The sequence below is a fragment of the Pantoea sp. X-Soil-ISGK-355 genome (genome assembly GCF_059730805.1).
The window spans coordinates 1,970,670-1,996,214 of sequence record NZ_AP035971.1 but is presented as its reverse complement, the minus strand read 5'-3'; the positions used below and the strand labels follow the sequence as shown (position 1 = coordinate 1,996,214).

Annotated in this window: 22 protein-coding genes; 7 read left to right on the top strand and 15 right to left on the bottom strand. The window is 56.5% G+C overall.

Going from position 1 to position 25,545, the window contains the following annotated elements; all coding sequences use genetic code 11:
• Nucleotides 1–58: 58 nt before the first annotated feature.
• Nucleotides 59–808, top strand: coding sequence for a DeoR/GlpR family DNA-binding transcription regulator (locus AC6I8J_RS09245; RefSeq protein ID WP_497825638.1), 750 nt, complete (start codon nt 59–61; stop codon nt 806–808).
• Here the strand turns inward: AC6I8J_RS09245 and AC6I8J_RS09240 are convergent.
• A complete protein-coding gene (locus tag AC6I8J_RS09240; protein WP_237566716.1) occupies nt 801–1,280 on the bottom strand; it encodes a glutamate racemase in 480 nt (159 codons plus the stop codon). The genes AC6I8J_RS09245 and AC6I8J_RS09240 overlap by 8 nt on opposite strands.
• A gap of 159 nt (nt 1,281–1,439) precedes the next feature.
• Nucleotides 1,440–1,838, bottom strand: coding sequence for a VOC family protein (locus AC6I8J_RS09235; protein WP_497825288.1), 399 nt, complete (start codon nt 1,836–1,838; stop codon nt 1,440–1,442).
• 421 nt (nt 1,839–2,259) lie between these two features.
• Here AC6I8J_RS09235 and curA point away from each other — a divergent pair, with 421 nt between their 5' ends.
• Nucleotides 2,260–3,291: an NADPH-dependent curcumin/dihydrocurcumin reductase gene (curA, locus tag AC6I8J_RS09230; RefSeq protein WP_161734715.1), complete on the top strand. Its 1,032-nt coding sequence runs from the start codon at nt 2,260–2,262 to the stop codon at nt 3,289–3,291.
• Between the two features lie 41 nt (nt 3,292–3,332).
• Here curA and AC6I8J_RS09225 read toward each other — a convergent pair whose 3' ends face one another.
• The 7 genes from AC6I8J_RS09225 to AC6I8J_RS09195 all read right to left on the bottom strand — a co-directional run bounded on the left by AC6I8J_RS09225 (nt 3,333) and on the right by AC6I8J_RS09195 (nt 12,307).
• Nucleotides 3,333–4,193 (bottom strand): PfkB family carbohydrate kinase, encoded by an 861-nt coding sequence (locus AC6I8J_RS09225; RefSeq protein ID WP_161734712.1) that lies wholly within the window; start codon nt 4,191–4,193, stop codon nt 3,333–3,335.
• Nucleotides 4,194–4,195: 2 nt separating this feature from the next.
• The gene (locus AC6I8J_RS09220; protein ID WP_161734709.1) at nt 4,196–5,053 is read right to left on the bottom strand and encodes a MurR/RpiR family transcriptional regulator; all 858 of its coding nucleotides are present in this window, start codon (nt 5,051–5,053) and stop codon (nt 4,196–4,198) included.
• Entirely contained in the window at nt 5,053–6,024 is a 972-nt protein-coding gene (locus AC6I8J_RS09215; protein WP_010244946.1) for an ABC transporter permease, read from the bottom strand. Before AC6I8J_RS09215 ends, AC6I8J_RS09220 begins: the two co-directional genes overlap by 1 nt.
• 32 nt (nt 6,025–6,056) lie before the next feature.
• Nucleotides 6,057–7,559 carry a sugar ABC transporter ATP-binding protein gene (locus AC6I8J_RS09210; RefSeq protein WP_497825287.1) on the bottom strand — a complete coding sequence of 501 codons (1,503 nt, stop codon included), beginning with the start codon at nt 7,557–7,559 and terminating at the stop codon, nt 6,057–6,059.
• 16 nt (nt 7,560–7,575) lie between these two features.
• Nucleotides 7,576–8,616: a sugar ABC transporter substrate-binding protein gene (locus AC6I8J_RS09205; protein ID WP_497825286.1), complete on the bottom strand. Its 1,041-nt coding sequence runs from the start codon at nt 8,614–8,616 to the stop codon at nt 7,576–7,578.
• Between the two features lie 55 nt (nt 8,617–8,671).
• Nucleotides 8,672–9,652: a TIM barrel protein gene (locus tag AC6I8J_RS09200; protein WP_285085772.1), complete on the bottom strand. Its 981-nt coding sequence runs from the start codon at nt 9,650–9,652 to the stop codon at nt 8,672–8,674.
• 297 nt (nt 9,653–9,949) lie between these two features.
• Nucleotides 9,950–12,307 carry a membrane-bound PQQ-dependent dehydrogenase, glucose/quinate/shikimate family gene (locus tag AC6I8J_RS09195; RefSeq protein WP_260058183.1) on the bottom strand — a complete coding sequence of 786 codons (2,358 nt, stop codon included), beginning with the start codon at nt 12,305–12,307 and terminating at the stop codon, nt 9,950–9,952.
• A 669-nt stretch (nt 12,308–12,976) separates the two neighbouring features.
• Here AC6I8J_RS09195 and AC6I8J_RS09190 point away from each other — a divergent pair.
• Entirely contained in the window at nt 12,977–13,981 is a 1,005-nt protein-coding gene (locus AC6I8J_RS09190; RefSeq protein ID WP_497825285.1) for a GT-D fold domain-containing glycosyltransferase, read from the top strand.
• A gap of 191 nt (nt 13,982–14,172) precedes the next feature.
• Nucleotides 14,173–15,495, top strand: a complete 1,323-nt coding sequence (locus tag AC6I8J_RS09185; protein WP_161732332.1) for an MFS transporter — start codon at nt 14,173–14,175, stop codon at nt 15,493–15,495.
• A 107-nt stretch (nt 15,496–15,602) separates the two neighbouring features.
• Here the strand turns inward: AC6I8J_RS09185 and AC6I8J_RS09180 are convergent, their stop codons facing one another.
• Both AC6I8J_RS09180 and AC6I8J_RS09175 read right to left on the bottom strand, forming a co-directional pair.
• Nucleotides 15,603–17,033, bottom strand: coding sequence for a purine-cytosine permease family protein (locus AC6I8J_RS09180; protein ID WP_260058180.1), 1,431 nt, complete (start codon nt 17,031–17,033; stop codon nt 15,603–15,605).
• Nucleotides 17,034–17,388: 355 nt separating this feature from the next.
• Nucleotides 17,389–17,844 carry a winged helix-turn-helix transcriptional regulator gene (locus tag AC6I8J_RS09175; protein ID WP_497825284.1) on the bottom strand — a complete coding sequence of 152 codons (456 nt, stop codon included), beginning with the start codon at nt 17,842–17,844 and terminating at the stop codon, nt 17,389–17,391.
• A gap of 129 nt (nt 17,845–17,973) precedes the next feature.
• Here AC6I8J_RS09175 and AC6I8J_RS09170 point away from each other — a divergent pair, with 129 nt between their 5' ends.
• Nucleotides 17,974–19,185 carry an MFS transporter gene (locus AC6I8J_RS09170; RefSeq protein ID WP_497825283.1) on the top strand — a complete coding sequence of 404 codons (1,212 nt, stop codon included), beginning with the start codon at nt 17,974–17,976 and terminating at the stop codon, nt 19,183–19,185.
• A 224-nt stretch (nt 19,186–19,409) separates the two neighbouring features.
• A complete protein-coding gene (locus AC6I8J_RS09165; protein ID WP_161732341.1) occupies nt 19,410–19,676 on the top strand; it encodes a hypothetical protein in 267 nt (88 codons plus the stop codon).
• A gap of 44 nt (nt 19,677–19,720) precedes the next feature.
• Here AC6I8J_RS09165 and AC6I8J_RS09160 read toward each other — a convergent pair whose 3' ends face one another.
• From AC6I8J_RS09160 to AC6I8J_RS09145, 4 genes are all read right to left on the bottom strand, one after another.
• Complete coding sequence (locus AC6I8J_RS09160; RefSeq protein ID WP_497825282.1) at nt 19,721–20,353, bottom strand: DapH/DapD/GlmU-related protein; 633 nt, start codon at nt 20,351–20,353, stop codon at nt 19,721–19,723.
• A 631-nt stretch (nt 20,354–20,984) separates the two neighbouring features.
• The gene (locus tag AC6I8J_RS09155; protein WP_161732345.1) at nt 20,985–22,286 is read right to left on the bottom strand and encodes a PQQ-dependent sugar dehydrogenase; all 1,302 of its coding nucleotides are present in this window, start codon (nt 22,284–22,286) and stop codon (nt 20,985–20,987) included.
• A gap of 12 nt (nt 22,287–22,298) precedes the next feature.
• Nucleotides 22,299–22,706, bottom strand: coding sequence for a DUF2231 domain-containing protein (locus AC6I8J_RS09150; protein ID WP_013357848.1), 408 nt, complete (start codon nt 22,704–22,706; stop codon nt 22,299–22,301).
• A 165-nt stretch (nt 22,707–22,871) separates the two neighbouring features.
• Nucleotides 22,872–23,987 (bottom strand): ABC transporter substrate-binding protein, encoded by a 1,116-nt coding sequence (locus tag AC6I8J_RS09145; protein WP_161732348.1) that lies wholly within the window; start codon nt 23,985–23,987, stop codon nt 22,872–22,874.
• A 346-nt stretch (nt 23,988–24,333) separates the two neighbouring features.
• Here AC6I8J_RS09145 and AC6I8J_RS09140 point away from each other — a divergent pair, with 346 nt between their 5' ends.
• The gene (locus tag AC6I8J_RS09140; RefSeq protein WP_161732350.1) at nt 24,334–25,488 is read left to right on the top strand and encodes a mandelate racemase family protein; all 1,155 of its coding nucleotides are present in this window, start codon (nt 24,334–24,336) and stop codon (nt 25,486–25,488) included.
• Nucleotides 25,489–25,545: the final 57 nt, after the last annotated feature.

Genomic DNA, 25,545 nt, shown 5'->3' with positions numbered 1-25,545 from the left:
CTATCACGCTATCATGCAAAATCGTGCAACTTCAAGAAAAAACATGCAAAGGCCAGTCATGCTATCCCGCCAGCGAAAACAGACGATTCTTGCCCTGCTCGCCCAGGAAAAACAGGTGCAATCGCGCGACCTCAGCCAGCGCTTTGGCCTCTCCGAAGACTCTATCCGCCGCGACCTGCGTGAACTGGCGGCTGAAGGCTTATTGCAGCGGGTGCATGGCGGTGCCCTGCCGGTTTCCGCTGCGCTGGCCACCTTTGAAACGCGCAAAAGCGTGCAGACCGCCTCAAAGCAGGTTATCGCGCAGAAGGCAATCTCGCTGATCCAGCCGGGACAGATTGTGCTGATTGATGGCGGGACCACCAGCGCGGAACTGGTGCGACAGTTACCCGCAGCGCTGAGCTTTACCGCCGTCACCCACAGTCCCAGCGTGGCGCTGGCATTAGCCGATCATCCACTGGTGGAGATCATTATGGTTGGCGGGCAGCTCTATAAGCATTCAGTGGTGACGGTGGGCGCATCAATGCTGGAATCGATCAACCGCATTAATGCCGATCTCTTTTTTATGGGCGTGACCGGTGTGCATCCGGCGGCCGGGCTGACCACCGGCAATTACGAAGAGGCGACGGTGAAGCGTGCGCTGGCAGGACGTGCAGCAGAAACCGTGGTGCTGGCATCAGCCGAAAAGCTGAATTCCGCCTCCGCCTTTGCCATTGGCGATCTGTCACTGGCCAGCACGCTGATTGTAGAAACGCAGCCGGACGACGCGCTGCAACTGGCGCTGAGCCAGCAGGGTGTGACGATCATCTGAGTTCGTAGCAGGCGTGCAGCGCAAGATGCGGGCCTGTCAGCGGTCGCCGTGCCGCGGGAAACTGCAGGGCAACCGGCGTCATTGAGCTTTGCGCCAAAGCCACCGCAATGGCTCCCTGCTGATACGCCTGCTCGGCGGCTGCCGCAATCAGTGCAAAGTATCGTGTTGTGTCCCCCGCTTTAAACGCCGCCCACGCGCCCTCCACCAGCGCAATCTCTGTCTGGCTGCCCCGCTGGCAGAAGAGCGTCCGCGTCGCCGCCAGTGTTGATTCTGCCGCACAGAGCGCGACTGTCCGCCCTGCCTGCCGCTGCAGCGCCTCCGCTAACATCCCGTCGGTGCGCATAACCCGATCCTGCGCGCTGAAATCACCGGCAACCGGCCCCAGCGTCGAGCAGGTGATCAGCACCGCATCGAACTGCGGCAGCAGCGTTTCAATCATTTGGGCAATGCGGCGGCGTAACCCAGTTGTCATCCCGCCGCTGCATTCCGCTTCTGCCAGCAGCGCAGGCATTACCAGATGATTCAGCGGCGACGTCTCATATGCCAGTGCGCTGGCGGCATCATCAAATATTGCGATATTACTGGCCGCGGTGTGAAAGCAAAGAATGTTCAGGGTGAGCTCCGTTACACGTCAGATTGCGGATTGCCAGGCTGCATGCTGGATAACAACACGATAACCATCCTTATCGCTAAATGTCACGCCCCGTTGATCCCAGTAAGGATTAAATGCAGGAACCCGCAGAAATCCTGCCTCATCCATACAGGCACATCGGGCCAGCCAGTCAGGCCGTTGCGGAATGTAGAGCACCAGCAGGTCCTCATCCGTTGGCGATGGCCGGACGGGATGCGTGTGACAGAGCGTGAATTCGAGATGCCAGCCCAGCCCTTCAGCGCCCAGCATCACGCCACTGAACCCCTGATGATCGGTAAACTCACCGATTTCTTGCAACCCCAGCCCGTGGCAATAGCTATGACTGCTTTGCGTCAGGTCTGTCACCGGTCGGGCAATACGCAGATGCTGGATAATCATGGTTCTCTCCCTGTAAAATTCCCTGATATTTATCACAATCTTCAGAGCTACCCGTGACGCCGGATGCGCAGCAACTTCCCATGTCCATAAATTGAAAGCATAAAAAACCCGCTTTAGCGGGTTTGGGAGGGAGCTGACAGTCAACCCGCGTTTGCTTCGCGTAATGCGTGTCATACCACACCGCTGAAGACTCGCCTGCCCGTTTTTTTGCAAGCGGATGTGAACAGCCGTCAGTCTGAACCCGCGACATGAATGGTCCTGCATCCGCGGTGTCCCCGCGGTTAGCACCTTATGCGCTGTTATCGGTAAATCATGCTTACCGCTCACAGCGTTAAACGCATTCCCGCCGCTGTCATCTACACTTTCCCGGTATTCATATGGTGATGCCCTGAGCATTGCCCGGCTATAAAAGGATGACAATATGACTGAACAAGCAACCCAGAACCACGCCTGGTTACTGGCTTCACGCCCTCACGGTGAACCGACCAAAGAGAATTTCCGCCATGTGGCCCAGCCCGTCCCGGAAATCAAAGAGGGTGAACTGCTGCTGAAGACCATCTATCTCTCGCTTGACCCCTACATGCGTGGCCGGATGGACGAGGGTAAATCCTACGCCGCGCCGGCAGAGCTGGATCAGCCGATGGTGGGCGGCACCGTCTGTCAGGTCGTCGAATCGAAAAACAGCGAGTTTAAAACCGGTGACTGGGTGCTGGCGCAGAGCGGCTGGCAGGAATATGCCGTCTCCGATGGCAAAGAGATTGCGAAGCTGGGCAACGATCTGCCACATCCGTCATGGGCGCTGGGCATTCTCGGGATGCCAGGCTTTACCGCCTATATGGGCCTGATGGATATCGGTCAGCCAAAAGCGGGTGAAACCCTCGTCGTTGCCGCCGCAACCGGTCCGGTAGGCGCAACAGTTGGTCAGTTGGGTAAACAGAAAGGCTGCCGTGTCGTCGGTGTGGCGGGCGGTGAAGAGAAATGCCGTTTCGCGGTCGATACGCTGGGCTTTGATGCCTGCCTCGATCACCACAGTGCCGACTTTGAAGAGCAGCTGAAAAATGCCTGCCCGGATGGCATCGATATCTACTTCGAAAACGTCGGCGGCAAAGTGTTTGATGCCGTGTTCCCGCTGCTGAACACCGCTGCGCGCGTGCCGGTCTGTGGTCTGGTCTCGGCTTACAGCCAGCGTGAGCTGCCGGAAGGCCCGGACAGAACCTCACTGATCATGGCGGGCATTCTGAAGCGCCGCATCCGTATGCAGGGCTTTATCATCTTCCAGGATTACGGTGACCGTTATCCGGAGTTCCTGGAGGCGATGCGTCCGCTGGTGGAGAGCAAAAAAATCCACTATCGCGAGCACATGATTGAAGGGTTAGAGAACGCGCCACAGGCGTTTATCGATATGCTGAATGGCAAAAACTTCGGTAAAACCGTGGTGAACGTCGGCGCCTGATGACGTTAGCGTGCCACGTCATTGACGTGGCACGCCATTAATCAGTGCGGCTGCCGGGAAACGTGTTCGGCAGCTGCACGATTTGCCGCACTCACCGCTTCTGCCAGCGTTACCCCGCTACTCAGGCGCTGACACAACACGCCGACAAAACAATCCCCGGCACCGTGGGTGCTGACCAGTGTCACCTTCTGCGCCGCCAGTGTATGCGTCTCTCCCGCCTCGCTGTAAGCCACACCATGTTCACCAGCGGTAACCACCACTCTGGCAAACCGGCTGGCCAGCGATTCTGCCGCTGAGCGCGCCGACGTCAAATCCTGCACGCTAATCCCGCACATATCGCGCGCTTCAATGGCGTTCACCACCAGCAGATCGATACAGTTTTCAAACGCGGCTGACAACGGCCGGGCGGGCGCGGCATTGACGCAGACCGTAATCCCCCGCTGCTGTGCCGCCTGGGCCGCACAGAGGTTCACCGCTTCCGGGACTTCATTTTGCAGCACCAGCAGCGACACCTCCTGCCAGAAACCGGGTTGCACAAAGGTCTCCAGCGGGATCTGCTGATTGGCATTGGAGACCACCACAGCACCGTAATCTCCTTCGGCATCGGTAATCGCCACGCTCATCCCGGAGGGAAGCGCATCAATGATGCTGACGGCGGTGCAATCGACCCCCGCCTGCTGCAGATGATCCAGCAGGAATTGCCCCTGCTGATCGCGCCCCACTGAACCGGCAAAGCGCACTGTGGCACCCGCGCGTGCCGCTGCGACGGCCTGATTACCTCCCTTGCCACCAAACTTATAGTGACAGGCGCTGCCCATCACGGTTTCGCCTTTTTCCGGGCGATGGTGTGCATCCAGCATAATGTCGTAGTGAAGACTGCCGGTGACTGCAATTTTGCTCATAGCTAGAATTCCCGCAGATCCTGAACCGCATGCTGGGTTTTCATCAGGTTCTTCTCCGCCCGCTTCAGATCTTTCTTGGCGATAGCGACAAACAGCGCATCCAGAATATTGAGTTGGGCGATGCGTGACGCGGCGTTTTCACCCAGCAGATGCGATCCCTGAGAGGTTGAATTGAGGACCACATGCGCACTCTGCGCGATCGGGGATTCGGCGTAGTTGGTAATGGCGATAACCTTCGCGCCATTCCTTCCCGCCAGTCTGACCGGATCGTTCACCGCACGCGTAGCACCCGAATGGCTGATGGCGATAACCACATCGTCATCAGATAACACGGCGGCAGACATCAGCATGATGTGGGCGTCGTCATAGGCAGTCGACTTAATGCCAATCTTCAGCATCTTGTGTGACAGGTCCCGCGCCACGGCGGCAGAACCGCCCACGGCGTAGAGATCGATATGACGCGCTTTAAAGATAATGTCCGCCGCACGATTGAATTCAGAAACATCCAGAATCGATAAGGTCTCTTCAATCGCCTGGATAGAGGTTCTGAAAACTTTGGCCAGCAACTGCTCCGATGAATCATCCGGCTCAATTTCCGCATGCAGCCCTGCCACTTCAGACTGGTTGTAATAAATCAGGCCACTTCTGAAATGCCTGAAGCCGGTGAAGTTAAGTTTTTTGGTAATCTTAACGATCATCGCTTCAGAGACATTATTCTCCCGCGCAATCTCCTTTAATGAGGATTGCTCGGTAATGTCGGTTCGGGCAATTATCGCCTCAGCTACCCGACGTTCTAACGGCGTCAGCTGGGGCAAACGCATACGAATCTGAGCGCCAATGGCTCGCGGATCTTGCTTCATTACTTGCCTCGGGTCGCCCGGTCAATCAACATCGCTATGATAATAATAAGGCCGGTAGCGAGCAATTGGTAAAAGGCCTGAATGTTCAGTAAGGTCAAGCCATTACGTAACGCACCGAGGATAACCACGCCGATCAGCGTCCCGAAGATACTGCCCTTGCCGCCCATTAACGACGCACCGCCAATCGCCGCCGCCGCAATCGCATCCAGTTCCCACAGGTTGCCGATGGTCGGTTCGGCAGCCCCCAGACGACCAATCAGAATCAGCGAGGCCAGTGAGGCCAGCAGGCCGGAGAAGATATAGACCGTGACCTTGGTGCGCTTAACCGGCACACCTGCGACCCGCGCCGCCTCTTCATTGCCGCCAATCGCCAGAATATATTCCCCCAGCGGGGTCTTATTCATCACCGTCCACAGCAGCAGCGCAATCACTGCCACAATCACAATCGGCGTGGGGATACCGAAAAGCGTACTGTTGATCAGGCTGCGAAATTCCAGCGGAATACCAAAGATGGGATTGCCGCCGGTGTAGATCAGCGCTATCGCCCGGAACAGCGACAGGCCGCCCAGCGTGACAATAAACGGCTGCAGCCCGGCATAGGCGATCAGCGTGCCGCTGAACAGCCCGCACATCGCGCCCACACCCAGCGTCGCAAGGATCGCCAGCGGCACCGGCACGCCCGATGCCATCAGGGTTGCACCCAGCACCGCAGAGAGCGCCGCCGTGGGACCGACCGAGAGGTCAATCCCGCCGGAGATAATCACCAGCGTCATGCCCAGTGCAATCAGGGCGTTGATGGAGGACTGCTGCAGAATATTCAGCAGATTAGGCAGGGTGAAAAAGACCGGCGACAGAAACGAAAATGTCACCACGATAATCAGTAAGCCAATTAAGGTACCGGCATCACGCAGATTAAATTTAAGCCGCAGCGCAGGTCGGGTACCCGGCCCGGTAGATGTCTGAGTTGTCATAGTTATAACCTTAAATAGTGTCAGGTAAGCGGTCAGGCGGTCTGGTCGATATCTTTGATGGCATAACGGGCAATGTTCTCTTCGGTGATCGCGCTGCCGGTTAACTCTTTGGTTATCCGGCCCTCGCGCATCACCAGCACCCGATCGGAGATGCGCATGATCTCGGTCATTTCTGACGACACCACCACAATGGCTTTGCCCGCCTGGGCCAGTTTTTCAATCAGGTGATAGATTTCAGACTTGGCACCAATATCAATACCGCGCGTCGGCTCATCAAACAGAAATACATTAGCATCCGCCGCAACCCAGCGGCCGATGATCACTTTTTGCTGATTGCCGCCGCTCAGCGTGCCGATGGTTTTCTCAATGTCGAGCGGGCGCAGTTTCAGGTCGCCCATGACCTTCAGCGCCTCGCGGTCCAGCCGGGCCTGGTTCATCAGCCCCGCCGACGTGAAGCGGTGCATCGACGGCAGCGCCATATTCATCTTCACCGCCCGCTCTTTGATAATGCCCTCTTTTTTGCGGTCTTCAGGTACCAGGCCAATGCCCGCCTTGATCGCCGCACGCACGTTGTGGTTCTTCACCGCGGCACCGTTGACGCTCACCGTGCCACGGGTGCGCCGGTCGATACCAGCAATCAACTTCAGCAGTTCTGTGCGCCCGGCACCCACCAGCCCGGCAATCCCCAGCACTTCGCCCGCACGAACGCTGAAATTGGCCGCCACCACCTCATTGCCACGCGTCAGAGCCTCTACCCGCAGCACTTCGCGATCGGTGACAAATGCCTGATGGTCAAGCTTGTCGATCTTCCGTCCGACCATTTTGGCGACGATGCTCTCCTCATCCTCATCACTGATGTTGACCACCCCAACCTGCTTTCCGTCACGCATAATGGTGGCGCGGTCGCACACCCGGAAAATCTCATTCATCTTGTGCGAGACATAGATCAGCGAAACGCCGGTCGACTTCAGATCGCCAATCAGCTCCGCCAGCCGATCAAATTCGCGTGGCGTCAGGCTGGAGGTCGGTTCATCCATGGCGATGATTTTGGCGTCATCCAGCAGCGCCCGGGCAATCTCAACGATCTGCTGCTGCGATACCTTGAGGTTCCTGATCGGCGTATCGGGATCGATAGTGGGATCCAGCGTCTTCAGAATCAGGGTGGCCCGCGCCAGCTGGGCCTTTTTATCCACCCACCAGCCCCCGGCGCGGGTCAGCGGGCGACCCAGAAACATGTTCTGCGCCACGGAAAGCTCAGGCACATGCTGCAACTCCTGGTGGATCATCGCGATCCCGGCCTGACGGGCGCTGAGCGGACTGCGGATCTGCACCCGGTTTCCGTTGACGCAGATCTCTCCGCTGTCCGCGCCGCGAACGCCGGAGAGGATATTCAGCAGCGTCGACTTACCCGCGCCGTTTTCCCCAATCAGCGCGTGCACCTCGCCGGGCCGCACTGAGAAATCGACCTCCTGCAGCGCGGCGGCGTTACCGTAACTTTTGCTGATGCCACACATCATTAAGCGAAACTGTTCCATACCCGCTCCCGCAGACCTATTGTTGAGCCAGCAGCTGACGCAACCGGTTGTTGTCTTTGGTTGAGAACGCCTCAACATTCTCTTTGGTGATCAGCGCCTGAGGTGTCGAGACAACGCGCGACAGTTTCTGTCCGTTGATCAGCCTGATAATGACGTCCATCGCCACTTCACCGGTCAGCACCGGGAAACTGTCGACCGTGCCGGTCAGCTCGCCGCGCTTAATCGAGGCGTAGGCATCGGAAATACCGTCAGTGCCAAAGATGGCCACCTGTGACGCTTTGTTCTGCGCGCGTACCGCCTCCACCACGCCCAGCGCCATGGTGTCGTTGTTGGCATAGAAGCCGATCAAATCAGGATGCTGCTGCAGAATGGTCGATGCGGCGTTAAAGGCATGCTCGCGACTCCAGTTAGCGGGCACGCTGGCCACGATGGTGAACTTCCCTGCGCTGTCCAGCGTCTCTTTAAAGCCACGGGTGCGCTGTCCGGCGGCATAAACCCCTGGCTGCCCTTCAATCACCGCCACTTTGCCGCCCTGCGGATGGTGCTGAATAAACCACTTCGCCACCCGCACGCCATTATCCTTCTGGACGTTGCCGACGTAGTAGCGCGCATTCGGCATTACTGCATCATTAACGTTCACCACCGGAATATTTTTACTGTTGGCACTCTCCAGTGCAGGCTCCAGGTTGATATCGGTCTGCGGCGAAACCAGCAGGCCGTTAAAGCCCTGCGAAATCAGTGTTTCCGCAATGGAGAGCTGACCGAGCTGATCGTCTTCATTGGCTGCCGCCTGATAAGCGACAGTGAAACCATACTTTTTCGCCACGTTCTGATAGCCCTGGCCGAGTGAGCGCCAGTACTCATTGGTCAGGGTTTTCGATACCCCACCAATCTTCAGCGACTTATCGACTTTTGGCAGTGCGCCATATCTGGTGTCGAGCTGGGTCCAGTCGGTGCGATCCGGTTCAGTATCGGATTGCAGCGGTGCCAGTTCTGCCGCATAAACCGTGCTGCAGAGCAGTGAGGAGGCGATAAGAGCAAGCAGGCGTTTTTTCATTTTTTATTCTCAGGGTGTTGGGTAGAGGTGTGATGTTTTTATGATTAATCGGCTGTCAGCGCGCCAGCATGATGTCATTGACGATCTGCTGAGAGGCCACCGCATCCTGACGCCCGATGGCCGCCAGTAACGCCGCGTTGTCGTGCAGCTGGTCACACAGCCTCAGCAGACGGGTCACGGTCGCAATATTGCTTTCTGCCTCACGGATTGGGTCAAGACCGCTGGCATCCGGGAAGGTATCGAAGTAGTAGGCACCGCGGTAGCCATCACGCTGCATCTGCCAGAGAAACTCCAGCGTGGCGCGTGGGTTAACTGAGCCAACCATCAGGCCGTCATCACGCTTGCCCCAGCCGTCGTTAAGGTCCAGCCCCAGCAGCCGTGAGCGGCGCGCCACCATGGCGGCGGCGTAAGCCGGGATCTCATTGGCAAACAGGACATGAGCAAAATCCAGGGTGATCCCCAGGTTGGCGCAGCCCGCCTCTTCCACAGCCAGCAGACAGGTGGTGGCGTTGGGAAAGATGCTGTAGGCGCGTGGCTCATTGGGTTTATATTCGATGCTGACGTCAACGTCCGGTGCATACTCCGCCACTTCACGCACGGCGCTGACCGCATCCTCCCAGATTTTCTTATAGTCCGCCTGGAAGCAGTAATCGAAACCGTCCTGCCCCATCCACAGCGTCATCAGCCGTGAACCAAATTCCCGACCCGCGTCGATGCCGCGCTTGGTCAGTTCAATCGCTTCGCGACGCACTTTCGCGTCGGGATGGGTAAACGCGCCGATTTTGAACTGCGGCGCGTCCCAGCGCATCTGCATACCGTTAACGGCCAGACCCGCATCACTGATCGCCTGGCGCAGTGTGGCGATATCGCTGGTGAGATGTTGCGGATAGTTGAGGTCGAGATGCGTTAAGCCTTTGACCTTGCCTGCACGGGCAACCATCTGCAGCACAGAGGGCTTGCCCTGCTGATCGGGCCAGTAGAGGTGCGCCCCCGAGGCGAAAGAGTTAAGACGGGTAGCAAATTTCAGTTCCGACATGAGCATCAATCCTTCAGAGTGCGTATTGTGAAGTACTTTTCGTATTCACGATTAATTGTGAAGTCATATATTAATCTACGCCTCGCGGCTTAATGCGCAAGTCTGTCAGGCAGGAGAAATCGTTAAAGCGGGAGCGCTGTCACGAAATGGTTTCGATGCGTTATCAGATGGTGTGAATACGGAGATGAAAGAATTGAGATGAAATACAACAGGTTGTCGCGATAAGCCGGGCGTGAGATCTGACAGGCAGAGGTGTGAAAAAAGCTGAGCGCCGGGGCGGCGCTCAGCGGGTCAGGATTACTTCAGACGGAAAGCGACAACGCTGTCGCCCGCCGTGGTGCCGAGCGAGCCGTGGCCGCCCGCGGCAATCACCACATACTGCTTGCCATCTTTGCCCATAAAGGTGGATGGCGTGGCCTGCGCACCCGCGCTCAGTTCAGTCTGCCACAGCAGTTCGCCAGTGGTGCTGTCGTAAGCACGGAAGAAGTTATCTGCCGTTGCGCCGTGGAACACCAGATCACCCGCCGTCAGCAGCGGTCCGCCGTGCGCCACCATACCCATCGGGAAACCGAGCGGGAAGCGGCCAGGCAGGAAGCTGGTCTTGAGGTTTTTGGTGGTACCGACGCGACGCAGCCATTCAGTTTTGCCGGTGGTCAGATCCACACCGACCATCCGTCCCCACGGTGGCGCGATGCAGGGAATACCCAGACCCGACGCCATCTGCTGGATGTGGATAGCGTAATCTCCGTGGAAGTTTTCATTCCAGTACGGCGTGCCATCTTTGGTGAAAGTACGCTGGGTTTCGGTTTCCGGCGTGCGCTTAATCAGGTTGTATTTGTAGGCCAGGCGCACCGGTGCCGCAATCAGCATCTGACGCTGCGGATCAACAGCCACGGAACCCCAGTTAAACACCCCGATGTTGCCCGGGAAGATCAGCGAGCCCTTCTCGGTTGGCGGCGTCCAAGGGTTACCATCATAACGCAGCTCACGGAAGGTCGTGCGACAGGCCATCTGGTCAAATGGCGTAATGCCCCACATCGACTTCTCAGTCAGCGGCTGCGGAATGAAGTTCAGGCTGGAGACCGGCTGGGTCGCCGCGTACTGTTCGCCCTTAATGCCATCCGTGGAGACCTTAACCTGCTCTACCGGGTAAACCGGCTCACCGGTCAGGCGGTTCAGCACAAACAGGTTGCCGGTTTTCGTCGGCAGGATCACCGCCGGTTGCGGTTTGCCCTGATAGTTGATGTCCACCAGCGACGGCTGTGACGGGTTATCGCGATCCCAGAGGTCGTGGTTCGAACTCTGATAACGCCATTTGAACGCTCCTGTATTCAGATCCAGTGCCACCAGCGCATCACGGAATTTTTCAGTGTTGCTGGCGGGATCGCGTTCAAGTCCCACTTCATCCGGCGAGGCGTTACCAAACGGCACATAAACCAGGCCGTTTTTCAGGTCGGCGCTCAGGGTGGCCCAGGCGACCGGGGTATCCTGTGGATAGGTTGCGCCTGCGGCGACCGGTGCAGTGTTATCCGGATTAGCCGGATCGAAGTTCCACACCAGACGACCCGTAACGGCATCATAGGCACGGATCACACCCGATGGGTTGCCGCTGTTGAAGCCGTTATCCATCACCGAACCGCCAACGATCACCAGATTGCCTGCCACCAGTGGCGCGGCAGTCTGCATCAGCGCGTGCGGACGCACCTCGCCCATGTTGGCGCGCAGGTTTACCACGCCGTTGTCACCAAAGTCAGCACAGGCTTTACCGGTATCGGCATCCAGCGCCAGCAGGCGGGCATCGGTAGTCGCATTAAAGATACGTTTACGGCAGATAGCCGGGGATGCGCCTGTCTGCTGCTCCGCCTGTTGACCGGCATCGAAGTAGCTCACGCCACGACAGGTCTGGTGCTGCTGCAGATAAGAGCGGTTTTTATCCGGCGCTGTTTTCCACTTCACCGCACCGGTTTCCGGATCAAGAGCATGGACTTCATTGTGCGGCGTACAGAAGTAGAGCATGCCGTTGGCTTTCAGCGGTGTCGCTTCAAAGGTGTATTCAGTCGCATCATCACCCTGGCGCAAATCGCCGGTGTGATAGGTCCAGGCCACTTCCAGATCTTTCACGTTATCTTTAGTGATCTGCTTCAGTGCCGAGAAACGCTGGCCATCCGTCGTACCGCCATAGGCGTTCCACTCTTCAGTAGCACCGCCGGTCGCGGAACTATTACGTTGGGTGTTAATGGTGCCCTGTTGCGGCAGCGGATCGTAGAAGCAGAGGCCAATCACCAGCAGCACCATCAGCACCACTGAGCCGCCAAGGAAAGGATGGAAGCGACGCTGTCCCTGATAGAGAGGACGTACCACCCATGGCAGCGCCAGCCAGAGACCCAGCACGCCAAACAGGTCGCCGCGCGGGATCCACTGCCATTTGTCGAAGCCCACTTCCCAGATCGTCCAGAACAGCGTAACCCACATCAGCAGCGCATACAGCGTCAGTGCACTACGTTTGTTCATCATCAGCAGAATCGCGCTGAGCAGAACGCCCACACCCATCAACGCATAGAACGCGCTGCCTCCTGCAAGCAGAAGTTGTCCTCCCATGTAAATCAGGGCGATGGCAAATATCACCATGATTACGCTGGTTATTTTATTGATCATGATCCATCCTCGGGTCATTAGCGGTCATCAGAAAGTTAAGCTGGAAACATAAATTCAACGAGATTTTAACGTACATGAGAAATATGTAAAAACGTGTACAGGCGTAAATCATTAGTAATATTTATTAGAAATGTCGACTGCAGAGGCTTTACCACCGCTTTATTTACTTTCCTAAGGGCCAAATACGCGATATCCATCACAAAAAATTAACGATAGGCCGTGCGTTATCGCATCTTTTGTTCAAAGGTGAATAACTGACAGATCCGTTGCGCTTCATGAACGCCAGCTTAAGTCTGATCAAACAGGGGTAATAAGTGTCAAATAAGCCTAATGGTTTATTCACGTCGTGCTGCAAAAGCTCTTAATGCTATAAGCAGAAAACTTAATACACTGCAGTTTTAAACTGTCTGCTGATCAGTGCTCATGCGGTGTCAATGATTTTCAAAGTATTAATTCTGGCAGTTGACTTTAATCTGCCATTATTTTTTTAGCGCTTCATTTAATAAGAAACAGATTAATAATAAAATGGATTCTGACCATGAAATCGCTTTCAGATATTCCGTAGCCTGACGCTGTTTCTATCTGTGATATATATCAGCACTGTTATAAGAATTTATCCGGCCAGCAGGCGGGATTTTCTCTGGCAGCAATAACCCAGGCAGGCTAACTATGTCCGCACTTCACAGTATTTATCGTAAGTTTCGTTTCCCGTTTAAATTTATTAATGCAGCCATTCGCTATCCTGCCGCGCAGGTACGGGTAAAGCGTTATTCCGTCATGTCGATAGAAGAAACTATCGATCTGCTATTACGTAAACCGCAATTATCACTGGCCCGTTACGGCGACGGGGAACTGGAGATGACCTGGTATAAAAACATTGGCTTTCAGCCATTTGACCCAAAACTGTCGGCAAGGCTCAAGGCGCTGCTGCTGCAGGCCCCCCAGGACAACCCGGACTGTCTGATTTGCCTGCCGGATGCTTTTCGCACCACCCGCAGTATGAAAAATGGATCGGCCCTGTTCTGGTTCTTCCATAAATCATTTTACTTTAAACATTATGATGCTCTGCTGAATCATCAGTACCAGTATGGCAATACCTCAGTGACCCGCCCTTATCACGATTATAAAAGCAAACAATTATCCAGGACGATATTCGATAAATTTAAACAGCTTTATCAGGGTCGCCGGGTATTAATTGTTGAAGGCAGTGGCACACGTCTGGGATTAGGCAATGATTTACTGGAGGGGGCCAGCGAAATTAAACGTATTACGACGCTGAACCGTAATGCTTTTTCCGTTTATGATCGTCTTTTCGATACGGTATTAGCGAATGCCGTCAACTTTGACCTGGTCTTAATTTCATTAGGGCCGACGGCAACCGTGCTGGCGTATGATTTAAGTCAGCGCGGAATTCGCTGTATTGATAGCGGCCATGTCGATATTGAATATGAGTGGATGCTGGCCAGTGCCACCAGCAAAGTAAAAGTGGCAGGAAAAAATGTTAATGAAGCGGGCGTGCTGCTGAGTGAACAGACAACAGTCGCTGATGCGACGTATCAGCGGCAGATGTTGCAGCACGTTGGCGAAATGCCACATGATAAAACCACGGCTGAAGCGGACGTCGTGCTTATCCCACTGCCCCACGTCAGCAGCACGCATCATAACGCTGCCTGAGGTTCACCATCGACAGGCAATGACTGCACCGCATTGATGCGCAGGCGAATAATTAGCGGGATCAGCTAACCCTACACGGGGCGGGCTCAGCGGCCCGTACCCAGTGCTTGTCCGCTGTTTGCCGGATAAATGCCCTTTCCGGCATCAATTTTGCTTCTGCTCTCCTGAGACATTTAATCAGGAGAAGTGAGATGACAACCAGCCGTTACCGTTACACCATATTTTCACTGCTGTTCCTGATCGCCCTGATCAACTACATCGATCGCGGCGCCCTGTCATTTGCGGCCAACGCCATAGCGGCGGAGTACCACTTCAGCAAAGTCCAGCTCGGTGCCGTGCTGGGTTACTTTGGCTTTGGCTATCTGTTTGGTTCGCTGTGTGGCGGCTTTCTTGCCGACCGTATCGGCACGAAAAAAGTCTGGCTGCTGGCCGGCGTGCTCTGGTCGCTGCTGGAGATCGCCACCGCCTGGGCGGGTGAACTGGGCATGGCGCTGTTTGGCGGCTCCGCCATTATGGGCTTTGCTGCCCTGCGCATCCTGTTTGGTTTTTCCGAAGGCCCGGCCTATGCGCTGATGAACAAGGCGATTGCCCACTGGGCACCTGACAGCGAGCGTGGCTTCGCGTTGGGTATCGGCCTGCTTTCGACCCAGGTGGGTGCGCTGCTGACCGCCCCGATTGCGGTGGGCCTGCTGCTGCTGACCCATGACTGGCGGATGATGTTTATCCTGCTGGGTGTGTTCTCCCTGCTGGCGATGGCGCTGTTTGCCCGCACCTTCAGCGACAGCCCGGAGAAAAGTCCACATACCAACGCCGCAGAACGTCAGCTTATCCAGACTGGTCAGCGCCGCAGCGCGGGCGACAGTGTCCCCCTCCCCTGGTGGCGCTTCTTTACCAGCCGCACCCTGGTCTGCAACGCGCTCGGTTACTTTTCATTCCTCTACATCACCTTTACTCTGGTGACCTGGATGCCGAAATATCTGCAGGATAATTTCCACTACGACCTGCACTCACTGTGGTACGTCGCGATGATCCCGTGGAGCGGCGCCTGTATCACGGTGCTGTTGGGCGGTCGCATTGCCGACGCCCTGCTGGCCCGCTTCCGTAACCTGCGTCTGGCGCGCAATCTGTTTGCCGCCGTCACGCTGTGCGGCACTGCCTGCTGCTTTATGGCGATCCCCTATGTGCAGTCGGCTGCCGGGATTATTGCACTGATGACCCTGGGCAATGCACTGAATGCACTGGTGAACAATGTCTACTGGTCGGTGGTGATTGATGTCACCCCGAAAGCGTCGGTGGGCACCTACAGCGGCATGACGCTGGCGATAGCCAATCTGGCAGCGATTATCTCTCCGATGCTCTGCGGCTGGCTGGCGGAATATTACGGCTACAACGCAATGTTTACCGTCACCGCGCTGATCGCCTTTGGCAGTATGCTGGCAATGACGCTGCTGCAACCGGAGAAACCGCTGGTGGCAGAGGCGCAGACCGGCGCAGCGGATGTTTCAGCCGCCTGATTTCAGACAATCAGATTGTCTGGCACGACGGTCATCTGACATGCGGGCGATCACACCCACACAGACTGACAGCCCCTGAGCGCTGGTTGCTCAGAGGCTTCAGCGTGTCACTCTGCGGGATAAACTGACTGTTCAGGTGTGCCCCGGCGATCCCAGCGGCTGGCGATCAGCCATAACAGTGCCGTCGCAAACCAGCCGATGATCCACGAGACATCATTACCGGCAAAAATCCAGGTCAGCGATCCATGGTGCAGCGGATTATCGATAAACGGCAGTTGCACCAGCACGCCCAGAAAATAGACGGTAATACCGGCCAGGTTCCAGCGACCATAGCGTCCACCCGGCTGCGACAGTGCCGGGACATCAACCTTGCCCCTGGTGATCAGATAGAAATCGGTCAGGCTGATCGCGCTCCACGGCACAAAGAAAGCCAGCAGAAACAGCAGGAAGTGGGTGAAGGATTTCAGAAAGGCCGGCTCACTGACCAGAGCAATGACGCAGGCCAGCGTCACCATCAGCACCACAAACAGAATACGCCCGCCCCGACTCAGCGTGGTTTGCTGACGGAAGCCAGAGATAATGGTGGTCAGTGACATAAAACTGCCGTAGGCGTTCAGCGTGGTAAATGTGATTTTTCCAAAGCAAATGGCGAAATAAATCACCATGGCCATGGTCGCCGTGCTGCCCATGTTCACGATGTAACCGACCTCATTGCCTGCAAACGCACTTCCGGCAATGGCAGCAACAATCACCCCCAGCGTCATTGAAGCCTGCGTGCCAAGTACGGTGCCAAAAAAGACCGAGCAGAAGAGTTTCTTCGCGGAGACATCAGCTGGCAGATAGCGCGAATAGTCCGACACATAGGGACAGAAGGCAATCTGCCAGGAGGAAGAAAGGGAAACCGCCAGCAGGAAATTTGCCGGGGTAAAGTGCTGATTCTGCCACACGGCGGATAAGTCATGCGTGGTGAACAGCGTGATAAACAGATAAGCAAAAGCTAAAACGCCGATGACGCTCGCGACCTTCCCGAGCTGATGAATCATGCGATAGCCCAGCACCGCGATGATCACGATGAGCATGCTAAACAGGATCATCCCAGCTGAATTGCTGACATCGATAAGTTTAGCCAGCGCCTGTCCCGCTAGCACTGTCCCGCTGGCGGAAAATCCCACATACATCATGCACACCAGCACCAGCGGAATGACGGCACCAAACACGCCAAACTGCATACGGCTGGTGATCATCTGCGGTAAACCCAGACGCGGGCCCTGGATCGCATGCAAAGACATGATCGCTGCACCCAGAATCTGTCCCACAAGTAAGCCGATAAGCGACCACACGACGTCTCCACCCAGCACCACCGCCAGTGCACCCGTGACAATGGCCGTGATTTGCAGATTGCCACCGAACCAGAGCGTGAACTGGCTAAAGGAGTGACCATGACGCTCACGCAGCGGGATGTAATCAATGGAACGGGTTTCTGACAGGCGTGGTTTCTCTGCGCCTGAATAAGCTGATACAGATGATTTGACCGACATAGATTCCTCGCTGGAACAGTAAGAGACGCGTTAACTGAAAAAGTAATGTGCCCGGTTTCTGGTTGAAGATACATGTCTATACAATTAGCGAGAATGTCATGCGCCCTGACAAGTTACAAGGCAACCGGTCATTGGAAAATGTGATGATATCGACAGGCCTGTCATGATGCGGGGCACGAAAGGATGAGGAAGCGCGGGGACCTGTTTCCGGGGATAACGCCCTTATGACGGAGCGTAAAACGGGAGTAAGGCATTTTGTTCGATCACCGCCACCGACAATAGCGATGATCGGGTAACGCGTGCGATGTCAGGCCTGTCCGTTTCAGAGTGTGCGGAAGAGGAAAAATCCTGACGGTTACCCTTCAGCAACCACTCGCTGACGATGACAGTCGGCCGGTTCCAGTTTTTGCCCCTGTGAGGAAATAACCTCCAGCCGCGCAAGCGGCTTTCCTTCCGCATTATCCAGCAGCACGGAGTGTGTCTCGCCTTTCTCAAACAGGTAACGCTCGCCCCACTGGCGCATCGCGACCACAACCGGAAACAGCGCACGACCTCTTTCGGTCAGAACATATTCGCTGTAGGCACTGCCGTCGGAGGCTGGCGCAATCTCAAACACCCCTATCTCCACCAGCAGCTTCAGGCGTGACGCCAGGATGTTTTTCGCCAGCCCTAAATTCCGCTGGAAGTCACTGAATCTGCGGACGTCATCAAAGGCTTCACGCACGATCATCATGCACCAGCGCTCACCTATCGACTCCAGGGTTCTGGCGATCGGACACTCGCTGGTTCTCAGGGATTCCTGCTTAGCCATGCTCTTCTCTCACGCTGCCTGTCTCATGATGCCAGTTTAGCCACTCCGAAAAGGAGTGGCAAAAAAAAACCAGCCCGGTTAAAGATATCGCCAATCCAGTTTCAAATAAAAACCAGAAAGGAAAGCAACATGACCTGTACGATTGGCAAGGCGCATGATCCTGAAGCCGATTCGCCCCCAGCCGCGATCCCTGCGCTTTCGTCCCGGATGATCTTTTTGTTCTCACTCACCTCTGCGCTGGCGGTCGCCAATGTTTACTCGGCACAACCTCTTCTGAAATCGATCGCCGCCAGCCTGCAGGTTTCCAGCGGTACCATTGGCACAGTGGTAACGGCTATGCAGAGCGGCTACGCCCTTGGGCTGATCTTTCTGGTGCCGCTGGGCGACTGCGTGAACCGCAAAAAACTGGTGATTACCCAGTTGCTGTTTTCCGTGCTGGCGTTAATCACTGCTGCGGTTGCGCCAGACCTGATGACGCTGCTCTGCGCAATGCTGCTGGTGGGATTCATGGCGGTGGTCACGCAGCTAATGGTGGCGTGGGCCGCCATGCTGGCGTCACCAGAACAGCGCGGACAGGTGGTGGGCAGCGTGACCCGCGGCATCGTGATCGGCATCCTGCTGGCGCGCTTTGTTGCCGGGATGATTGCCGATCTGGCGGGCTGGCGTGCGGTCTATCTAACGGCCGCGGGCCTGTTACTGCTCATTTCGCTGATACTGGTGAAAGTGCTGCCCGCTACAACCGGCCAGACGCCGCGCACCGCTTACCCTCAGCTGTTACTGTCGGTGCGTCGGTTGTTCCGCACAGAACCGCTGTTGCGCAGGCGAGGCATCCTGGCGCTGCTGATTTTTGCGGCCTTCAGTATGCTCTGGTCCCCGATGGTGCTGCCGCTGACCGCCCTGTCGCTGACACACACTGAGATTGGGATGTTCGGACTGGCGGGCCTGGCCGGGGCGCTGGCGGCCTCCAGAGCGGGCACATGGGCTGATCAGGGACGGGGGCAACGCGCCACGGGATTCGCACTGGCGCTGCTGACCTTCTCCTGGCTGCCGATAGCCGCGCTGCAAAGCGCGCTTCTGCTGCTGGTTTTAGGGGTGATCCTGCCAGACTTCGCTATCCAGACGGTGCATGTGATTAATCAGAGCCTGCTCGTGGCGGCCCGGCCCGAGGCGGCCAGTCGTCTGGTGGGTGCCTATATGTGCTTTTACTCGCTGGGTAGTGCGCTGGGCGCGACTGCCGCCACCCAGCTTTACGCCCTCTGGGGATGGCATGCCGTCTGCTATGCCGGTGCCGCGGTCAGCGCCTGCGCCTTTCTGTGCGGGTGCAGAGCAGGTCAATCATAAAATTACCCTGGTCTGCTGACCATTTTCCTTATTACCGATGACCCGGTGGCGTTCTCCGGGCGGGACAAAGCGCAGATCGGCGCGGTGCGTGATAGTTGCCCTGCGGGACAGGCGCCCCCTCCGGCGGGCGACGTCTGAACCTGCTGCCTGAAGACTTTGGTATACAACGCCCTGCCGGTTCATATAGGTTATTTCTCACAGCCACCCTGTTCCAGGAGGAGCACATGCCAGAGTATTGTTTTTTTAAAAAGGGTCACCAGATTACTGTGCTGGAGAGAAGCGACAGCGCGGGTATGGATCAGCTGTCACAGAGCGGCTACGAGAAACAGTTTGAAGAAGTCACCGCCCCTGATGAAAAGCGTGCGCTGGCGCGTTTTCATGATATTCGAAATGACGAGCAGCACCGGGAGAATGCTTTTGCCCGCGGCGAAGTGTTTGTCGTATTGACCCTGGGACTGCTTAGCGTGGCGGGCTGGCTCTTTTTTAAATAGGCCGGCACGCCCTCAGTCAGCGGGAGAATGGCCCGGGAGGATAATTAACCTTCGTGACGCTGGCAGAACGCTTCGATGTTACCGTGCTGAAAGTCGGGCAGATTCGCGAGCAGTTTCTCCAGTGGCCAGTTCCACCAGGCAATGCGCTGCAGGCGGGCGGCAATCGCAGGCGTAAACCGGACCCGCAATGGCCGGGCCGGAACACCGCCCACCACGCTGTAGGGCGCAACGTTTTTCGTTACCACTGCGCCCGCGGCCAGCACCGCGCCATCGCCAATAGTGACGCCGGGCAGCACAATGACGCCGTGCCCGATCCAGACATCATTGCCAATCACCACCCGATCGGCACGACGGGCAGCAAAGAAGCTCTGATCGCGCCGCGCGTCGGGATGATAATACTCCGGGCAGTAGGTAAAGCGATGCTGCGAGGCGCGCTCCATAGGATGATTCGGCGCACCGATACGCACCTGACTGGCAATGGCGCAGAAACGCCCCACCTGTGTGTCGGCCAGGCAGCAGTGCTCGCCGACATAGGAGAAGTCACCCAGCTCACTGTATTCCAGCGTGCTGTGCGCCAGGATCTCACACTGCTGACCCACGGTGGTTTCCCGCATCCGTACACTTTCATCAATCCAGGTGTGCGTTAATCGGGCGGGCATAGCGGCGGCAATGGACATATTACTCCCGGTCAGGATAAGCAACACCCCGGCGGCGTGCTTTTGCCGCACCACCATACCCACCTTTAATGACAGAGAATTGACACAGAAAAAAGGCGGAGTGGTTAGCTCCGCCTTGTTTCAAGTTCCGGTTAACCTGCGTGACCGGTCAGTTGCATAAGGGCAACGATGATCTGCAAGATGACCCGGATAAGATCCAGAATCAGCTTAGTCAGTTCCATCACTTTCCTTCTCCTTTTTCAGGAGCGCGCTGTTCGGCAACCAGGGCTTTGACTCTACCCGCCGGGCGCCTAAGCACATCTTTGTGGAGAGGGCTGAGCGGCACTCATGGTTAAAGCCACAGGCCAGCACCACCTGATGCCTGCCGGGATTTTAAAACCGTGCCCCTGGGAGCGGCCAGTCGACAATGAGGCGATGCTCAACACTCAACACATGTATAAACATACAGTATTTTGGCGAAACTTGAAATCCTTAGCCGCACATTTTACAATCTTGTTTGTGGAGAGTGCTGAGCACCTCGTTCGCAACGCGGTTACCAGCCGGGAAGCGAACAAAAAAATAAAGGATTTGGCGAGATGCCAAATCCTTTTTTTATGCCTGTTTTAGGGCGATAACTCAACCCGCGCAGAACTTACTTCGCGGCGCTGATACGCCAGATGGTGTTCCCTGCGTCGTCAGCAATCAGCACGCCGCCCTGTTTATCGCTGGCGAGACCCACCGGCAAACCACGGACCTGCTTTTCATCGTCCGTCAGGAAGCCTGAGACCACCGTCTGCGGCTGACCCACCGGCTTGCCGTTTTCGAACTTCACCCACACGACTTTGTAGCCATTCAGCGGCGTCCGGTTCCAGCTGCCATGCTCGCTGATAAACGCACCACCACGGTACTGCGGCATGTTGTCATCACCGTAGAACAACAGGCCCAGCGGCGCGACATGCGAACTCAGGGCATAATCCGGCTTGATCGCCTTCTCAACCAGGTCGGGACGCTGCGGTTCGGCACGGGTATCCACATGCTGACCAAAGTAGCTATAGGGCCAGCCGTAGAAACCTTTATCCTGCACCGAGGTCATGTAGTCCGGCACCAGATCGGAGCCGATTTCATCACGCTCGTTGACGACCGCCCACAGCTTGCCGCTCTGCGGTTCCCACTGCAGGCCAGTCGGATTGCGCAGACCGCTGGCGTAAATACGGCTGGCACCGCTGGCCGCATCCACCTCCAGCACCGCTGCCCGGCGATACTCTGCGCCAATGCCGTTTTCGGTGACGTTACTGTTGGATCCGACACCGACATAGAGCTTGCTGCCGTCAGGGCTGGCTAACAGCGCTTTGGTCCAGTGGTGGTTAATCGGTCCGCCCGGCAGCTCCGTGACCTCTTCAGGTGCGGTGCGGATCTCCGTGTCCCCTTCGCGATAGGGGAACTTCACCAGGCTGTCAGCATTCGCCACATAGAGCGTATTCCCAATCAACTGCATGCCAAACGGCGAGTGCAGATTCTCGATAAAGCGGTGCTGCTCCCATTTGCCATTGACGTTGCGCAGCAGCGTAATGCGGTTGCCGCCTGCGCCGCCCTTACCTGACGCTTTCTGCACAATGCCCATAATCAACTGCTTAGGTCGGGTGATCGGTTTTGAGGGGCCGTTGGATTCCGCGACCAGCACATCATTGTTTGGCAGCACGTAGACCTGACGCGGATGCTGCAGATTCTCAGCAATCTTTTCAATCTTCAGCCCGTCAGCCACTTTTGGCATTTCCCCGGCTTTCCACGGCGTCCCTTCCGGCACCTGCATCGGCGGCATAAAGAAATTCTGCGCCTGCGGCAGTTCGGGGTTCGGTCCGATCTGCTTTTGCGGATCGACCAGCGCACCATCATCACAGCCTGCCAGCAATGCGGTCAGGGTCAGCGCGAGCAGCGTTTTATGCGGTATGTTCATGGTGGCTCCTCCTTAAGCGCTACGCTGACGTAACGCAAGTTGCACATTCGCCAGCAGCAGCAGCGCTACTACCAGCGTCGAGAGCGTTACGCCCAACGGAATCACCGCGGCGGCATCACGGCTGTGAATAAATGCATTGACGATAGCGATGATGATGGCCACCAGCCAGAGCCAGAAATGGCCCTTTTCCGCGCTGTCACTGCCGCGAAACAGATAAACCAGTGCAATGAGACGTGGCACGATGGCCAGTATCAGTCCCAGCGCAATCAGCCAGCCTGCGGCATCCGTCCAGAACTGCACAAAGGTCTGCATGTAGAGAATGTCAAACAGCCAGGCCGCCACAAAAAAGCCCAGCGGTACCGGCTCCAGCAGAGCATACAGCGTCACGGCAAACGCCGATCTTCCCAAGGTATTGCGCATGTTTCTCTCCATTTTTAACGTGAATGCGGACCAGGTCAGATGTCGCGCTGCTCAGAGCAACCGACCCCGCGCCTGTAAAATATTAGTAAATCTGAAGAGAAACAGAGGGTTTATTCAGGAGGAATTGCAAATCAGGCGGATGACGTCCCTGTCATCGCCGGTCAGTCAGGGCTTATCAGCGGGTAAAGTGACCCAGTAGCCTGGCTGGTAAGGCAGCGGCAGAAACTTCTCGTGGAACGTGCGGAAAGTGGCATCCGGATCGACATCGGCAAACAGATCGGGATGCAGCCATTTCGCCAGCGTCTGAATCGCCACAAACTGATACGGGCTGTCATAGAACTGATGCCAGATAGCGTGGACGTTGCCGTTGTGTGCCACCGGCAGGGTTTTAAAGGCATCGCGCATCATCAGCGCCTTAAGACGCGCCGTCGCGTCGGTGACATTGGCACCCGGACCGACGCCAACCCATTTGCCCACGGTGTTGTAGTTCTTCCAGTTCGCGCCGGTTACCACCACCACGTCCGGCTGGCTGGCGATAATCTGCTCCGGGTTAACGGTGCCAAAGGTGCCAGGGATCAGGTCTTTCGCGATGTTGCGACCGCCCGCGATCTCCACCATCTGACCAAAGTTTTCATTGCCAAACGACATGCAGCACTCGTCGCTGTAGCCGCCTGCGCGATCAATCATCACTTTCGGGCGGTAGCCGGTAAAGTTCTTCAGGCGCGAAGTCACAAGGTCAATCTGCTGCTGGCGGAAGGTGATAATTTCCTGGGCACGCGCCGGCTTGTTCACCAGTTCGCCCATGATGCGGATACTTTTCTCAGCATTCACCATCGGCGCTTCTCGGAAATCGATAAACACCACCGGCACACCCACGGCCTGCAATTTTTCAATCAGCTTGCCTTCATCAGTCGCCGCTTTCGACTCCAGATTCATCAGCACCAGATCGGGTTTCAGGGTTAATGCCTGCTCGACGTTGAAAGTGCCATCTTTCGCGCCGCCGAAGGTCGGTAATTTTTTAATTTCCGGATAACGCTTTTCATAGGCCTGATAACCGTCCCAGTCCGCTTTGTGGAGATCATCACGCCAGCCAATCACCCGTTTAAACGGGGCGTCGGTATCAAATGCGGCCAGCAGATAGATCTGACGGCCCTCACCCAGAATGATGCGCTTTGCCTCCTGCGGCACCTCAACCTGACGGCCTGCGACATCGGTAATCATTTTGGCCGAAGCCGTCCCTGCCAGTGTGAGCAACCCCAGCGCTAAAAACCATTTTTTCATGATGAAAACCCGCACAAATGATAATGAGAATTATTAATGTAAAGCGGCGTTACTATCACCTAAAACGGCGTTCAGGGGAAGTCATCCGGTTAAATGTTTTTTGCGGCGAGGTTAATGAGTTAAGTGGCCATGAACCGGGATCCGGATCAGGGTAAAGCGCAGCGTGTTGCTGCTCACAAAACGGACAGCTTTCGTGAATATGCTCACAACACCCTGGGCGACTGCACACATATTAGCCATTAATCGTATCGATTTGGCCAATGCGTTAATGAATTGTGAAGGCTAGATTAAAAATGAAACAGCGTTTTAATAATCCATCAGGAAAGCCAGCCACAGGAGTATAACCGTGAAGATCAGCGCCATAGATGTCACCCTCTTTACCTATCCTACCCGGCGCGTTGCCGACAGCGCCGGCCACTCCCATCCCGGCCCGGAAAATGATGCGCAGATGGCGCTGTTGACCCTCAGCAGCGAGGATGGCGATTGCGGCTACGCCTTTGCGCCGCCTGAAGTGGTGCGATCTCATGTCGTTAACGCCTTCTTCCGCAAGGTGCTGATCGGTCAGAACGCCTTTGACCGCGAGCGGCTATGGCAGGATCTGGTGCACTGGCAGCGCGGCAGCGCCCATCAGCTCACCGAGCGTGCGCTCTCCGCTGTTGAGCAGGCGCTGTGGGATCTCATTGGGCGCAGGCTGAAACAGCCGGTGCATAAGCTGCTTGGCGGCTATCGCGAGAAGATCCCGGCTTACGGCAGCACCATGTGTGGCGACGAAATGAGCGGCGGTTTATCGACGCCGGATGAGTACGCACAGTTCGCGGAGAAGCTGGTGGCACGCGGCTATCGGGCAATCAAGCTGCACACCTGGATGCCCCCGGTCGCCTTTGCGCCCAGCCCGGCCATGGATATCAAAGCCTGCACCGCGGTGCGTGAAGCGGTTGGCCCGGATATCGCACTGATGCTGGACGGCTACCACTGGTACAGCCGCAGTGACGCGCTGACCATCGGCAAGGCGCTGGAGAAGCTTAACTTCACCTGGTTTGAAGAGCCGATGGAGGAAGAGAGCATGGCCTCTTACGCCTGGCTGGCGGACAACCTCTCTATCGACGTGCTCGGCCCGGAGAGCCTGGGCGGCAAACATCACAGCCGTGCCGACTGGGTCCGTGCTGGCGCCTGCGACATTCTGCGTGCCGGGGCCAATGGCGTAGGCGGCATCTCCGCCACGATGAAAGTGGCCAGTCTGGCGGAAGCCTTTGGCATGGATTGCGAAGTTCACGGCAACGGCGCAGCCAGCCTGGCGGTAGTCGGGGCAATTCGTAACTGCCGCTGGTATGAGCGCGGCCTGCTGCATCCCTTCCTGGATTATGAGACGCCGCCTGCGTATCTCAACAGCCTGATTGATCCGATGGACGATCGGGGCTTTGTCACCCTGCCCACCCGCAGCGGGCTGGGAGAGGATATCAACTTCAGCTGGATTGAGACCCACACGCTGAACCGCTGGTAATGAAGTACGGCAAACAATAATAACCCCGTTGCCGCGTAGCCCTGATGATGCGGTAAA